Here is a 14,521-nt window from a genome sequence, read left to right as displayed (position 1 = left end):
ACAGCCGCGTTATCAAGCATCGCATCAGCCAGCCGCCGCTTCCGGCGTTCTCGTCCTCGAGCCGCTTCAGCCGCTTCGCCGTACTTGGCCTTCCACTTGCAGATGGTCGCATCGCTGACGCCGTGCCAGCGGCACAGATCGGCGACGGAAACCCCGGCCTCACGCGATTTCAGAATGCCGATGATCCGGTCCTCTCGGTTGGGCCAGAGTCCACCTCGAACCGGATCAAGCGGAGGGGGCATCGTCAGCTGGACCCGGGGTTGTCCGGTCAGGGCAGGCTTGCCAGGACAGGCGACAGCAGGACCGAGGGCAAGACACCAAGGCCAAGGACAGTGGCGGCCGCAGCGGCAAGCACCGCGGTTTCCGCAGCGCGTGGCGGGCGGACCGGGGCCAGGCTGTCGCGGCGAAACAGGGCCAGGGTGAAGCCGAGATAGAAGTAAAGGCCGAGCGCCGAGCCGACGATGGCAACGGCAAGCAGGCCCGGGCTGTCCGCGCGGGCCAGTGCAGTGAACAGCTGCAGCTTGGCCCAGAAGCCCACCGCCGCCGGAAGCCCGGCCAGCGACAGCAGCGCCACCGCCAGCGCCGTTCCGGCCAGGGGGCGCGACCAGGCCAGCCCGCGCAAGCCGGTCAGGCTGGCCGCGCCCTCGGCCAGCACCGCAACCGCCAGCGCGGCGATCAGGGCCGGGGCGGTGGCGGCCAGGTAGAAGATCGCGGCCGCCGAGGCGGTGGCGGTCGGGGTGGCCAGGATCAGTGCGACATAGCCGGAATGGGCGATCGAGGAAAAGCCCAGCATCCGGGCCAGCGAGGGCTGCCGCAGGGCCTGCAGGTTGCCAAGCAGAACCGAGGCAGTGCCAAGCAGCGCAAGCCCGGGCGCCCAGATGCCGTCGGGCGGCATCACGCCATTCAGGCGGACCAGCACGATGGCCACCGCCACCTTGGACGCCACGCCCGCCACCACGGACGCCGCGGCCGGGGCGCCGGCAAAGACGTCGGGCGTCCACATGTGGAAAGGCACCAGCGCGAACTTGAACGCAAGACCCGCCAGCAGGAAGGCGGCGCCCAGGGTGGCCAGCGGGCCTTGGGCGGCCCAGGCCGAAAGGCCAAGGTCGCCGGTCTGGGCAAAGCCCAGCGCGAGGCCCATCAGCAGGGTCGCCGCGCCAAGGCCGCCCAGGACAAGCAGCTTGTAGCCGGCTTCCAGCGCGGCGCCGCTGCGCGGCAGGACGGCAAGCGCGATCAGCGCCAGCGTCACCAACTCTATCCCGGTGAACAGGGTCGCGGCATGGGTGGCGCCAGACAGGACGGCGGCGCCAAGCGTGGCAAGGAGAACCAGTGCTGGGGCCTCGGGCGGGGCCGTCTCGGGGCGCAGGATCGCCAGGGCCGCAAGGCCCGACAGGCAGGCCAGCGCACTGCCGAAGCGGGCCAGGGCGTCTCCGGCCAGCAGGTCGGGCGGTGGCGTCCCGGTGGACCCGACCGAAAGGATCAGCGCTGCCACCAGGCCCAGGCCCGCCAGGCCCCGGATGATGGCATCCGGCGCGCGCGCCGAAAGGACCATGGTGACCACGGCGGTCAGGCCCAGTGCGGCAAAGGGGGCGAGACCCAGCCCCTGCATCACGGCGCCGCGGCGTTCAGGGAGTCGACCGCGGAATTCACCGCGGTGTCGAGGCCGAACATCAGGAACTGCGGCAGAAGGCCGAACAGAAGGGTGCCGATGGCCAGCGCGATGACCGGGCCCAGTTCCCGGAACGAAAGGTCAAGGCTGACCGGCGTCTTGCGCGCGGTGCCAAAGACGATGCGCTGAAACAGCCGCGTGCCGTAGACCACCGAGATCACCAGCGAGACGAGGGTGATCGAGGCATAGACCCAGTTCACCTGGAAAAGGCCGGTGATGACCAGGGCCTCACCCAGGAAGTTGGCGGTGCCGGGCATCGCCAGGGTGGCCGCAAAGAACAGCGCAAAGGCGGCGGCGAAACGCGGCGCGCTTCGCTGCAGGCCGCCCAGTTCGCGCAGGTCGCGGGTGTGGACGCGGTCATGGATCGCGCCGATCAGCAGGAACAGAGCCGAGGCCGAGAAAGCATGCGCCACCATGACGATGCCCGCGCCCATCAGCGAGAAATGCACCCCGCCGCAGATGCCCATCAGGACCACGCTCATGTGTGCAACCGAGGTATAGGCGACCAGCCGCTTGGCATCGGTCTGGCCGCAGGCGACCAGCGCGCCATAGATCGTGCCGAAAGCGCCCAGAGCCATGCCCCAGGGGGCCAGGACGTGCATCCCCTCGGGGAACAACATCGCCGGAAAGCGGAACAGCCCGTAGGCGCCGGTCTTCAGCAGCAGGCCCGCCAGCAGGATCGACCCGACGGTGGGCGCCTCGGTATGGGCGTCGGGCAGCCAGGCGTGGAACGGCGGTGCCGGCAGCTTGACCATGAAGGCCAAAGCAAAGCCCAGCAGCAGCCAGATCTGCGCGGCGACCGGGATGTCGCGCTTTGCCACCTCGAAGGCGTCGAAGCTCAGGGTGGGACCGGTGGCACCGATCCAGAACACCGCGGCCAGCAGGCCAAGGCCGGCGATGGCGTTGAAGATCAGGAACTTCATCGCCGCGGCTTCGCGGTTGGCATGGCCCCAGATGGCGATCAGCAGGAAGGCGGGGATCAGCATCATCTCCCAGAAGAAGACGAAGACCACCAGGTCGAAGGACAGGAAGACCCCGTTCGAGGCCGCGACTGTCCAGCACAGCGCGGCATGCAGCAAGGGCGCGCGGTCGGTGCTGTTCCAGGACAGCACCACCGTCAGAAGACCCAGCGCCAGAGACAGCGCGACCAGGATGAACGACAGGCCGTCGATGGCGAGGATGATGTTCACCCCCAGTGCCGGTGCCCAGGCGTGGCGGCTTTGCATGATCCAGCGGCCGCTGTCGCCGTGCTGGACCACCCAGGCCAGGGTCAGCAGGCCGCAGATCAGGAAGACCGCGGCGGCGATCCGGGCCGCCGTGGCTTCGGCCTTGCCGGCAAGAAGGGCGAAGACGCCGCCCAGAAAGGGGAACAGGATCAGAAGGGTCAGTGCCATGAATATCCCCAGGCCAGCAAGAGAAGCCCCGCCGTGCCGGCGACCATGGCCAGCCCGTGGTCGCGGACGCGGCCGGTCTGCAACCGCCGGGCGCTTGTCCAGATCGAAAGCAGCGCCGCGCCGATGCGGCGCCACCACCGGTCGATCCAGTCGGGCGCCAGCGCGTCGGCAAGGGCGCGTTGCAGCCGCAGGACGGCGCGCGCCGGCAGGTTGCCCAACGGATCGACGACGCCGCTGCCGTAGCCGTTCAGCCGGCGCACCAGCTGCAGGAAAGGCAGCACGAAGGCGCGCTTGTACAGCCGGTCTGCGCGGTCCGGCGCGGTCGGCCCGGCCAGGGTGCGCCTCAGCCAGACCACCAGCCGGGCCGGCCCGGTGCCGACCGGATCCTCGACCCCGCCGTCCTGGCCATTGACCCAGCGCACCAGCCGGACGAAGGGCTGAATCACCAGCACCCGCAGCACCCGGTCGACCACCGAGGCGCGGCGACCGCCGGTCCGGGCGGCCGGCATCGGCGTGTCGGCGGCCCCGGGCGCCAGGGCCAGGGCCAGCACCGCACCGGCGATGGGTGCGATGGCCGCCACCGCCAGGGTGAAGGCCGGGGCATGCGGCATGTCTCCGCCCAGAAAGCGGATGATCGGGTTGACCAGCCCGCCAGCCAGCAGCGCGCCGAACCCCAGGAAGGCCAGCGGAAACAGGGTATAGCCGGTGTCGCTGCTATCGTCCTGCGCGGCTTCGGCTGCCGGCGCAGGCTGGGCCGCCACCAGCGCGGCGCGGGTCGCATAGGCGGCGGTCAGCACCGCGGTGGCCAACGCCACGACCCACAGGATCGGACCTGCGCTCCAGACCGCAGCCAGCATCGCCTCTTTCGACCACCAGCCGGCGGTGATCACCGGCAGTCCCGCCAGCGATGCCGCTCCGGCCAGGAAGGCCAGAAAGGCCAGCGGCTTGCGCTGGCGCGCCCCGCGCAGCGCGGCCAGGGCGGTGCCCTGCGGGGAATGGTGGGCGATGTCGCCCGCAGCCAGGAACAGCAGCGACTTGAAGATCGCATGCACCACGAAATGCGCCGCCGCGGCCTGCGGCGCCCCGACCCCGATCGACAGCATCATGGTGCCGATCTGGCTGATCGAGGAATAGGCGAGCAACCGCTTGACGTCTTGCTGCACCAGCGCCGAGGCCGCCCCGAACAGCGCCGTCGCCGCGCCCAGAATGGCGGTCAGGGCCTGCAGCAGCGGTTCGGCCGCCAGGATCGGCGCGAAGCGGATCAGCAGCACCGCCCCCGCTGCGACCATGGTGGCCGAATGCAGCAGCGCCGAAACCGGCGTCGGCCCGGCCATCGCCGAGGGCAGCCAGGTGTGCAGCGGCAACTGCGCCGACTTGCCGATGGCGCCACCCAGCAGCAGTGCCGCGATGATCGGCCGCATCCCGTCCTGCGCCGCCACGCCGGCCGGGATCAGCGCATCCAGCCGCACCGAATTTGCCTCAAGGAACAGCAGCAGCAGCGCCGCCAGCAGCATGGCATCGGCGAAGCGGGTCATGATGAAGGCCTTGCGCCCGGCCCGGATCGCCTGCGCGGAGGTGGTGTTGTAGGCGATCAGCAGATAAGAGCAGAGGCCCATCATCTCCCACCCCAGGAACAGCACGATGGAATCGCCGGCCAGCACCATGGTCAGCATGGCGGCCAGGAACAGGTGCATCAGCGCGAAGAACCGGCGCAGATCGCCCAGCGCGGTGCCCGCCATGTAGGCGACCGAATACAGGATCACCGCCGCGCCGATGATACTGACCGTCAGCCCCACCAGCGCCGACAGCGGATCAAGCTGCAAGGCCAGAGCCACGGTCGATTCGCCGACGACCAGGGTGAAGATCGGCACCGCGCCGATGCAAGAGCCGTGGAAACACTCGGTGGCGAAGACCAGCATCGGGATCAGCGGACCGACACCGCCCAGGATTGCCAGGACGCGAATCTCGAAGGCACGCAGGCGCAGCGGGTCAAGGCCCAGCAGCATGAAGCCGGTCAGCGCGATCGAGGGGATCGTCAGCAGGAGCAGATCGGTGGTCCAGACGATGCCGAACATCTGCTAGTGCCTCAGCTCGCGCAGGGTGTCGCTGTCGGTCACGTCCGAACGGCGGCGCAGGCGCAGATACAGTGCCAGACCCAGGGCAACCTCGGCAGCGGCAAGGACCAGGATCAGGACGAACATGCCTTGGCCCGCGGCCTGGCCGTGTCGGGCGCCGGCGACGATGAAGGCAAGCGCAGGCCCGGACAGTGCGATTTCCAGCGACAGGAGCTGGACCAGGATTGCCCGGCGGGCCAGCACGCCGAAGCAGCCCACCGCGAACAGCGCCCCGGCCAGCAGGATCAGCCCGGTGAAGGCGGTGTCACTCATCGGCGACCCTCCGGCCTGCCGCGACGGCCCAGGTGGCGCGCGCCCATCAGCGCGGCCAGCAGCAAGCCCGAGGCGATCTCGACCGCCAGCGCCCAGGGACCGAAGAGCAGCGCCCCCAGTTCGGTCGCCGGCACCGCGCGGCCTTGCGGCGTCGTCGGATCGGCCGTCAATCCGGCCAGCGGTGCCAACAGCAGAACCGCAACCAACGCCGGGGCAATCCAGGCCTTGCCAAGCCGCGCCCGCTCGGTCTCCTGTGCCGGCGGCGAGGCGTCGACGGTCATCACCACGAAGACGAAGACGGCCAGGATTGCCCCGGCATAGATCAGCACCTGTGCAGCCCCGGCAAATGAGGCGCCGAGGGCGAAGAAGCAGGCGGCCAGCGACAACAGCATTGCCAGTAGCCAGATCAGCACATGCGCAACGCTGGCCCGCGTCACCGCGACAAGGGCCGAGAGGAAGGCCAGCGACGCCGCCCAGATCGCAAAGTTCCCGCTCATGGCGTCAGGTCCTTCAGGTCCACCGGCGGGCTTTCGTTCAGGCCCTGTCCGCTGGCCTTGCCGGCAATGGCCTTGCCCGCCACTGCCCAGTAGCGGTAGCCGGGCCGCTTGCCGGTGCCGGCGATCAGCAGATGCTGCTTGTCGTACAGCAGGCTGTCGCGGGCATAGTCCGCCAGTTCGAAATCGGGCGTGAGCTGGATCGCCGCGGTCGGGCAGGCCTCTTCGCAAAAGCCGCAGAAGATGCAGCGGGCAAAGTTGATGCGGAAGGTCTCCGGGTACCAGCGGCCGTCCTCGGTCTCGGCCTTGACCACCTCGATGCAGGAGGGCGGGCAGACCGCGGCGCAGAGGTTGCAGGCGACGCAGCGTTCCTGGCCGTCGGGGTCGCGGGTCAGCACGATCCGCGCCCGGCTGCGCGGCGGCAGGTCGGGCTTGACCTCGGGGTAGGCGCGGGTCTGTTTGGGCCGCGCCAGCATGCGCCCGATCCGCCAGAGCTGGTCTAGGATGCCGGTCATGGCTGGCCCCCCACCACGATCGCACCGGTGATCAGCAGGTTCAGCAGCGCCAGCGGAAGCGCCACCTTCCAGGCGAACCCGATCAGCTGGTCATACCGCGGTCGCGGAAGCGCCGCACGCAACCAGATGAAGCCAAAGCAGATCACGCCGACCTTCAGCCCGAACCAGACCGGCGCGGGCAGCCAAGGCCCCAGCCAGCCGCCGAAGAACAGCGTCGTGGCCAGCGCGGCGACCAGCAGGATGGCCAGGTATTCGCCCAGGAAGAACAGCGCAAAGGACATTCCCGAATATTCGGTCATGAATCCGGCCACCAGGTCCTGCTCCGATTCCTGCAGGTCGAATGGCAGACGGTGCGCGGCCGCGGTTCCGGCGATCAGGAACAGCAGCGCGCCAAGGGGCTGCTGGAATACGAACCACAGTTCGGTTTGCGCCGTGACGATGTCGCCCATGCGGAACGATCCGGTCAGCAGTACGACGCCCATCAGCGACAGGCCAAGGAAGCTTTCATAGGCCAGAAGTTGCGCCCCCGCCCGCAGACCGCCCAGCATGGCATAGCGGTTTCGGCTGGCCCAGGCCCCCAGCGCAATGCCGTAGACCGTCAGCGCCAGCATGCCCAGGGCGAAGATCAGCCCCATGTCCAGTGCAGCGATGCTCAGCCCGGGCGCAAAGGCCACCACGCCGAACCCCGCCAGGATGGGGGCCGAGGCCAGAACCGGCGCCAGCCGATAGGCAAAGCGGTCGGCGCCCGGGGGCGGGGCGTCCTCCTTGGTGATCAGCTTCACCGTGTCGGCGACCCATTGCAGAAAGCCGAAGGGGCCGACACGGTTCGGGCCGAGGCGTTCCTGGAAGAAGCCAAGGATGCGGCGCTCGGCCCAGGTGAAGACGCCTGCGGCGACCATCAGGGCGGCCACCAGCGCAGCCGCGGCGAAGAGGGTGATCAACGCGGCAAAGGTCATGGCGCGGCCTTGACCTTCACCGCACGAACGGCACGCAGGCCCGTCAGGCCGATGTGCCCGGGGGAGATCGCTGCATCAAGCGTCAGTGGCGCGGGTGCAGGGCGGCCGTCGATCAGCAGCCGGGCACCTTCGGCCAGGCCCAGGCGCGCGGCGTCGTCCGGATGCAGGGCGACGCGGGGGCCGGGGGTTCGGGCTGCCAGCGGCGGGCTGGCCGTGTCGGCCTCATGTGCCGCAAAGGGGCTGTGCAGGGGCAAGCCGATCAGACCGTCGCCCGGCGCGGGGTCGGTCATCGGGCCGGCATCGGGGGCGGCTTCGCGCAGCGACACCCCCGGATCGCCGCCCTTGAGCGGCCCGCCGATCCACTGTTGCGCGGCATAGGCGGCCGAGACGGAATGCAGGCCGGGCCGGTCGGTCCAGGTGGCAAGGGCGGGATCGGCCGCGCGGGCGCCCTCCATTGACCAGTTCAGGGGCGAATCCGGGTCGGTTCGCGGCTGCCCCTCGGGCACACGGCCTGCGCGGTCTTGCGCGGTGCGGCCGGACTGGCGCGGGTGGGCGCGGGGGGTTGCGGGGCCAGCGGCAAGAGCGATGGGCGCGAGCGCCGGAAGGTCGCCCGTCAGGCAGGTCAGGAGCGCGTCGAGATCCGTCTCTTCGCCCGCAAGCAGGCGCCAGGCGGCGGGGGCCTCGGGGCGGGGCGGGCGGAATCCAAAGCTGCGCTGGGCGCGGCCTTCGTGGTTGATCCAGGTTCCGGCGGCTTCGGCCGGGGCGGCGACGGGGATTGCCAGCGTGGCGGCAGCCGTCGTTTCGGTTGCCAGATGATCCAGCACGATGACGCTGGTCGCTTTTTCGAACACCTGTTCGACAAGCGCCGGGTCGGCCCGGTGGAACAGGTCGTTCTCCAGCACGATGACGGCGCCGGGGGAGCGGTCAAGTCGGGCGACGGCGGCCTCAAGGCCTCCGACAGGGCCAAGCAGCGACAGGCCGAAGCTGCCGGCCTCGGGCGGAAACAGGGCCAGGCGGGCCTTGGGGCCAAGGGCTGTGGCGATCTCGGCAGCGGCTTCGACCGGGCCGGCCAGGCCCAGGCTGGCACCGGAGACGATGAGCGGGGCCTTGGCGGCCGCAAGGGCTTGCGCGATGGCCGCGGCTTCGGGGTCGGTTGCAGCGCCGCGCAGGGCGGCGGCGATAAGCCGGGCGAAGGCGGCAATGGCATGGGGCGGGCGGCGCAGGGGCCAGGTGGCGACATCGTCCAGCGCGTGGGGAAGGGGGGTGACAAGGGCGATGGGGGACCGCCGCCCCTCGCCCGCAACCCGTACGGCCTGATCCAGCCACAGGGCGACGCCCTTCTGGCAGGCAAGGTCGCGTTCGGCGCCGCGGGCGGCCTGGCGCAGGGCCAGCGCGGCGCGGGGGGCCGTGGCGGTGAGGTCTTCGCCCAGAACCAGGATGGCGTCGGCGGCGGCAATGTCGGCGATACTGGCCGTTGGGTGGGCCTTGAGCAGGCTGGCCATGCGGGCGGTCAGGGCGGCCTCGGAATCGGTGATGCCGGCGAAGAAGTGGTCGGCGCCGACGCGCCGCCGCAATGCCCAGTTCGATTCCAGCGAGGCGCGAGGGGAGCCCAGGCCGATGGCGCCGGTCAGGTCTGGCAGTGTGGAGGGGCCGGTCAGCCGGGTGGGTGCATCGGCGGACCAAGGCCCCCAGCGGCCGCGGTCGCACAGGAAGAAGCCGTTGATCGCGCCGTGGTAGCGGTTCTGCACCCGCCGCAGGGTTCCCGAACGTTCGTTCAGGGTCAGGTTGCAGCCCACGCTGCAATGGGTGCAGATGGCGGGGGTGGCGGTCATGTCCCACGGCCGGGCATAGACCTTGGACCATGCCTTGTCGGCGAAGACTCCGGTCGGGCAGACCTCGGCCAGGTTGCCGGCGAAGGGGCTGTCCAGCGGGCCGTCCTCATGGCGGCCGAACCACAACCGGTCATGCGCGCCGAAGGCGTCGAAGTCGCGCCCGCCGGCGTGGTCGCGGTAGAACCGCAGGCAGCGCCAGCAGCCGATGCAGCGGTTCATCTCATGCGTCAGCAGCGGGCCAAGGTCCTGGTTGCGGTGCGTCCGCTTGGGGCCGGTGGCACGGCGTTTGTGGTGGCCGGTTGCGACCACCATGTCCTGAAGGTGGCAGGCGCCGCCTTCCTCGCACACCGCGCAATCGTGCGGGTGGTTCAGCATCAGCCATTCGGTGACCTGCGCGCGGAAGCGGGCGGCCTCGGGGTCCTCGGTTTCGACCACCATGCCTTCGCTGGCCGGGGTCATGCAGGCCATTTCCACCTTGTCGCCCACCTTGACCGCGCACTTCCGGCAGGCGCCGACCGATCCCAGCGCGCCGTGCCAGCAGAAATGGGGAACGTCCACGCCGGCTTCCAGCGCGACGGACAACAGGTCGCGGCCGTCCTCGACGGTGATCTCGCGGCCGTTCAGGGTTAGCTTCACGCTCATCCGGCCCCCTTGAGCGGGCAACCGCGGTGCAGGTGGGCGTCGATCAGGTCTGGAAACCGCGCCAGCAGCGAGGCCAGCGGGGCCATGGCGCCGCCCATCAGGTCGCAGAAACTGCGGCCGCGGGGGCTGGCTTCGGCGGCGATGTCGCGCAGGGCGGCCAGGTCTTCGGGCTGCGCGCTGCCGTCTTCCAGCGCGCGCAGGATACGGGCGGCCCAGGGCAGGCCCTCGCGGCAGGGCACGCACCAGCCGCAGCTTTCGCGGGCGTAAAACGCCATGTGCCGGGCGGTGACCTCGACCGGGCAGGCGGTGTCGTCCAGCACGATCAGGGTGCCGGTGCCCAGCATCGCGCCGGCCTTGGCCATGTGGCCAAAGTCCATCGGCACGTCCAGGTGTTCGGGGCCAAGGAAGGCCGAGGCGCCGCCGCCTGGCTGAAAGCACAGAAGCCGACCGCTGCCGGAAACGCCCCCCGCACGGTCGATCAATTCGCGGGCGGTGGTGCCCATCGCGGCCTCGAACAGGCCCGGCGCGCGGACGCGGCCCGAGACGCCGTAAAGCTTGGTGCCGCCTTCCTCGGTGTGCGACAGGGCGCGGAACCATTGTGCGCCGTTGGCCAGGATGTGCGGGATCAGCGAGATGGTCTCGACGTTGTTCACCGTGGTCGGCCTGCCCCAGAGGCCGGATTGCGCCGGGAAGGGCGGGCGTTTGCGCGGCATGGCGCGGCCGCCTTCCAGCGCGGCGATCAGCGCGGTTTCCTCGCCCACGATGTAGCGGCCGGCGCTGGGGTGGACGCGCATGGTCATGGCGTTCAGGTATCCGGCCGCCTGCGCCTCGGCGATGGCGCGGGTCAGCCCGGCGATGGCGGCGCGGTAATCGTCGCGGATCAGCACGATGATCTCGGTCGCATGTGTGGCATGGGCGGCGATCAGCGCGCCTTCGATCACCTGGTGCGGCAGGGCCTCAAGCAGGAAGCGGTCTTTGAAGGCGCCAGGCTCCATCTCGTCGCCGTTGACGATCAGGTAGCGCGGGCCGGGGCTGGTCTCGGGCGCGGGCATGAAACGCCACTTGCGGGCGGCCGGGAAGCCCGCGCCGCCGCGTCCGTTCAGGGCGGCGGCGTCGACTGCGTCCAGTACCTGCGCGGGGGGTATTGTGAACGCCCGTTCGACGGCATCGTAGCCACCCAAGGCGCGCCATTCGGCAAGGCTATGGGGGGTGCGGTCGGGGCGGGCGCGGCCGGTGAGAGGAAGGTCGGTCATGGCGCCTCCTCCAGCACGGCGTTCAGCGTGTCTGCCGTCAGCGGCCCGACAAGAGTGCGGTCGGGGCCGATCACGGCGGCGGGGGCGCGGTCGCAACCGCCAACGCAGGCACTGTTGATCAGGGTGAAGCGGCCATCCGGAGTGGTCTGGCCGTAGCCGATGCCAAGGCGCGACATGAGGGCGTCACGGATGGCATCGGCACCGTTCAGCCCGCAACTGGCGCCGTCGCAAAGCAAAATCACGGTGCGGCCGACGGGGCGGCGGAAGATCAGACTGTAGAAGCTGGCGGTGGCGTCCAGTTCGGCGGGGGTGACGCCAAGCTCGGCGGCGATCTGCGGGATGCGGTCGTCGGAGACCCAGCCTTCGGCGGCCTGCACCAGGCGAAGGGATTCAAGCATGGCGGCGCGTGGGTTGCCCTCGTGGGCCACCAGGTCGCGCAGTTGCGCCTGAAGGACGGGCGGCAGGGTCATCGGTCGACATCCGACATGACGAAGTCGATGCTGGCGATGTGGGCGACCACATCGGCCACGGTCATTCCGGGCAGGATGTGCGGCAGCATTTGCAGATGCGCAAAGGAGGGAGTGCGAATGCGCGTTCGGTAACTGGAGGTGCCGCAGTCCGAGATCAGGGAATACTGCGCCAGGCCACGGTGGGTTTCGACCTGGCCCGTCGCCTCGCCCGCGGGAACGACGGTGCCGAAGGACGTGGCCAGGAAATGCGGGATCAGGGTATCGATGTCGTGCAGCATTGCGTTGCGGTCGGGGGGCGTGGTCAGGGGATGGTCGGCCTTGACGGGGCCGCCGGGCATGTGGTCCAGGCACTGGCGGATGATCCGCAGGGACTGGCGGATTTCCTGTTCCCGAACGACCGTTCTGTCATAGATGTCGCCTCGGGTGCCGGTGGGGACGTCGAAGTCGAACCCGTCGTATCCGGAGTAGGGCCGGGCCTTGCGCCAATCCCAGCCGCAGCCGGTGGCGCGCAGGCCGGGGCCGGTGGTGCCCCAGTTCAGCGCGGTGGCGGTGTCATAGGCACCGATGCCCACGGTGCGGATGCGGAACAGGTCGGAATTCAGCACCATGCGGCGGTAATCGTCCAGCCGCGGCGGCATCCAGTCTAGGAAATCGCGGACCAGCGCATCCCAGCCCTGCGGCAGGTCCATCGCCACGCCACCGATGCGGAAAAAGGCCGGGTGCATCCGCGCGCCGGTGATCGCCTCAAGCACACGGTGGCCGCGTTCGCGGTCGGTGAACATGTAAAAGACGGGGGACATCTGGCCCACGTCCTGCGCCATGGTGCCGTAGAACAAGAGGTGGTTCATGATGCGGTAGAATTCGCAGAGCATGACCCGGATCACCTGCGCCCGCGGCGGCACGGCAATACCGCACAACCGTTCGACAGCCATCAGATAGGGCAGTTCGTGGGTCACCCCGCCCAGATAGTCGATCCGGTCGCAATAGGGGATGAAGCCGTGCCAGGTCTGTCGCTCGGCCATCTTTTCGGCGCCGCGGTGGTGATAGCCGATGTCCGGGATGGCCCAGATCACCTCTTCGCCATACAGGCCAAGGACGATACGGAAGACGCCGTGGGTCGAGGGGTGGTGCGGGCCGAAATTCAGCACCATCAGCTCTTCGCCGTCTTTCAGCAGGGGCAGGCCAAGGGCTTCGGGGTCGATCCGGTTGGCCTCCTCGGCCGCGCTGAACGACTGTTCGGTCATCCGGAAAGGCGGCTGTTCGGTGGCCCGCGCATAGTGGTCCTTGCGCAAGGGGTGACCCGGCCAGTCTTGCGGCATCAGGATGCGGCGATGGCTGGCGCGGCCGTCGAACTGCACGCCGAACATGTCGAAGGCTTCGCGTTCGTACCAGTCGGCGGCGAGGTAGACCGGGGCGATCGACGGCGCGCGCGGCATGGTTTCGTCACAGGCGACCTTGAGCCGGATGTCGGCGTTGCGGTCAAGGCTGATGAGGTGGCTTTGCAGCGTCACGCCGCGCGCCGGGGCGGGGCGGTGGCTGCGCCGTGTCTCGTCCACGGCCCAGAGGTCGGCCAGCAGCGTGAAGGGCTGCGGCACTTCCTCCTTGAGAAAGCGGTGAATGGCGGGGCTGGCCTCGGGCGCGATCCAGACCACGGGGAAGGCTTCGCCGGTGGCCTGCTCGGCCAGGATCGCCGGGCCGAAGCGGGCCTTGAGGGTTTCCACCAGCGAGGATTGCGGGGCGGCGTCGAGGCTCATGGTGCCTCCTCGGGTCCGGCCAGGCGGGTCATGCCGGCGCGGGTGTCGCGCAGGGCATCGCGGCGGGGAACCGGCGAGAACGACCGGGGGGTTGCGTCGAGATGAATCGACAGCGGCCGCCGCTCGGCGCCGATTTTCTGTTGCAGCAAGACCAGCGCATCCATCAGCGCCTCGGGGCGGGGCGGGCAGCCGGGAACGTAGACATCGACCGGCAGGAAGCTGTCGACGCCCTGCACGACGGAATAGATGTCGTACATGCCGCCCGAATTGGCGCAGGCGCCCATCGAGATCACCCAGCGCGGTTCGCGCATCTGCTGATACAGGCGATACAGCGGCGCGGCCATCTTGCGGAACACCGTGCCCGAGACGATCAGCAGGTCGGCCTGGCGGGGGGTCGAGCGGATCACCTCGGCGCCGAAACGGGCCTGGTCGTAGACCGGCGTCAGCGCCGTGGCCATCTCGACATAGCAGCACGACAGGCCGAAGTTGAACGGCCAGAGGCTGTTCTTGCGCGACCAGGCGACAAGGTCGTCCAGCCGGGTGAACAGATGCCCGCGCGCCATCTGCTCTTGAGGGGAAAGTCCGGGTCCGGTCATGGCTCTTCCTCTTCAACGTCCGAAGGCGCGGTTTCCAGCGCCCCGTCGAGCCAAAGCCAGAGAAGCGCCGCCAGCAGGACCAGGATGAAGATCGCGGCGGCCACCAGCCCGGGTGGGCCGATCGCCTTGGCCGCCACCGCCCAGGCGAAAAGCAGCGCCACCTCGACGTCGAAAATCATGAAAAATATGGCGATCAGGGCATATTGCGCCGCCGTGCGGCCCCAGACCGGAGGGCCGGGCGGCGCGCCGCTTTCATAGACGCCGAAGCCGGGCCTGTCCCGTTCTCGCAACAGGCCGGCGACGATGAGGATTGCCGCCATCGCCACTGCCACGACGGCAAGATGAATTGCCAGAGCGGCGCGTGGATCAAGCGATGCAAGGAAATCGGCCATCCGCACGAGCCCCAATCATCGGTTGCGGGCCAGAGTGGCGCCAAAGCTTGGCAAGGGTCAACCGCACTTCGCACCTTACGTAAGGAAACCAGTGCCTTCCCTGATCCGGGTTAGTCCTGGCAACGGCCGACGGCTGCGGCGGCCACCGGTCGGACAATGGCCTGGCG

The 14,521-nt window shown here is 69.6% G+C and carries 13 protein-coding genes and 1 pseudogene; all 14 read right to left on the bottom strand.

Features of this window, described 5'->3' with window-relative positions:
- Positions 1-242, bottom strand: a pseudogene (locus LHP98_RS17560) (transposase); the annotation flags it as partial.
- A 26-nt stretch (positions 243-268) separates the two neighbouring features.
- On the bottom strand, positions 269-1,609 hold the full coding sequence (locus LHP98_RS17555; RefSeq protein WP_227253859.1) for an NADH-quinone oxidoreductase subunit N: 1,341 nt from the start codon (positions 1,607-1,609) through the stop codon (positions 269-271).
- On the bottom strand, positions 1,609-3,063 hold the full coding sequence (locus LHP98_RS17550) for a complex I subunit 4 family protein (protein ID WP_227253858.1): 1,455 nt from the start codon (positions 3,061-3,063) through the stop codon (positions 1,609-1,611). The genes LHP98_RS17555 and LHP98_RS17550 overlap by 1 nt, the downstream gene beginning before the upstream one ends.
- Complete coding sequence (locus LHP98_RS17545; RefSeq protein WP_227253857.1) at positions 3,054-5,138, bottom strand: NADH-quinone oxidoreductase subunit L; 2,085 nt, start codon at positions 5,136-5,138, stop codon at positions 3,054-3,056. Before LHP98_RS17545 ends, LHP98_RS17550 begins: the two co-directional genes overlap by 10 nt.
- A 3-nt stretch (positions 5,139-5,141) precedes the next feature.
- Positions 5,142-5,450, bottom strand: coding sequence for an NADH-quinone oxidoreductase subunit NuoK (nuoK, locus tag LHP98_RS17540; protein ID WP_227253856.1), 309 nt, complete (start codon positions 5,448-5,450; stop codon positions 5,142-5,144).
- Entirely contained in the window at positions 5,447-5,947 is a 501-nt protein-coding gene (locus LHP98_RS17535; protein WP_227253855.1) for an NADH-quinone oxidoreductase subunit J, read from the bottom strand. The genes nuoK and LHP98_RS17535 overlap by 4 nt, the downstream gene beginning before the upstream one ends.
- Complete coding sequence (gene nuoI, locus LHP98_RS17530) at positions 5,944-6,459, bottom strand: NADH-quinone oxidoreductase subunit NuoI (RefSeq protein WP_227253854.1); 516 nt, start codon at positions 6,457-6,459, stop codon at positions 5,944-5,946. Before nuoI ends, LHP98_RS17535 begins: the two co-directional genes overlap by 4 nt.
- Positions 6,456-7,415, bottom strand: coding sequence for an NADH-quinone oxidoreductase subunit NuoH (gene nuoH, locus LHP98_RS17525; protein WP_227253853.1), 960 nt, complete (start codon positions 7,413-7,415; stop codon positions 6,456-6,458). The genes nuoI and nuoH overlap by 4 nt, the downstream gene beginning before the upstream one ends.
- The gene (locus tag LHP98_RS17520; RefSeq protein WP_227253852.1) at positions 7,412-9,889 is read right to left on the bottom strand and encodes a 2Fe-2S iron-sulfur cluster-binding protein; all 2,478 of its coding nucleotides are present in this window, start codon (positions 9,887-9,889) and stop codon (positions 7,412-7,414) included. Before LHP98_RS17520 ends, nuoH begins: the two co-directional genes overlap by 4 nt.
- Positions 9,886-11,142, bottom strand: coding sequence for an NADH-quinone oxidoreductase subunit F (locus LHP98_RS17515; protein WP_227253851.1), 1,257 nt, complete (start codon positions 11,140-11,142; stop codon positions 9,886-9,888). The genes LHP98_RS17520 and LHP98_RS17515 overlap by 4 nt, the downstream gene beginning before the upstream one ends.
- A complete protein-coding gene (nuoE, locus tag LHP98_RS17510) occupies positions 11,139-11,612 on the bottom strand; it encodes an NADH-quinone oxidoreductase subunit NuoE (RefSeq protein WP_227253850.1) in 474 nt (157 codons plus the stop codon). The genes LHP98_RS17515 and nuoE overlap by 4 nt, the downstream gene beginning before the upstream one ends.
- Positions 11,609-13,366: an NADH-quinone oxidoreductase subunit C/D gene (gene nuoC, locus LHP98_RS17505; protein ID WP_227253849.1), complete on the bottom strand. Its 1,758-nt coding sequence runs from the start codon at positions 13,364-13,366 to the stop codon at positions 11,609-11,611. The genes nuoE and nuoC overlap by 4 nt, the downstream gene beginning before the upstream one ends.
- On the bottom strand, positions 13,363-13,962 hold the full coding sequence (locus LHP98_RS17500; protein ID WP_227253848.1) for a NuoB/complex I 20 kDa subunit family protein: 600 nt from the start codon (positions 13,960-13,962) through the stop codon (positions 13,363-13,365). Before LHP98_RS17500 ends, nuoC begins: the two co-directional genes overlap by 4 nt.
- Complete coding sequence (locus LHP98_RS17495) at positions 13,959-14,354, bottom strand: NADH-quinone oxidoreductase subunit A (RefSeq protein WP_227253847.1); 396 nt, start codon at positions 14,352-14,354, stop codon at positions 13,959-13,961. The genes LHP98_RS17500 and LHP98_RS17495 overlap by 4 nt, the downstream gene beginning before the upstream one ends.
- Positions 14,355-14,521: the final 167 nt, after the last annotated feature.

This window comes from Rhodobacter sp. Har01 (assembly GCF_020564565.1).
Lineage (GTDB): Bacteria > Pseudomonadota > Alphaproteobacteria > Rhodobacterales > Rhodobacteraceae > Pseudogemmobacter.
This window is presented reverse-complemented; position numbering and strand designations above follow the sequence as displayed.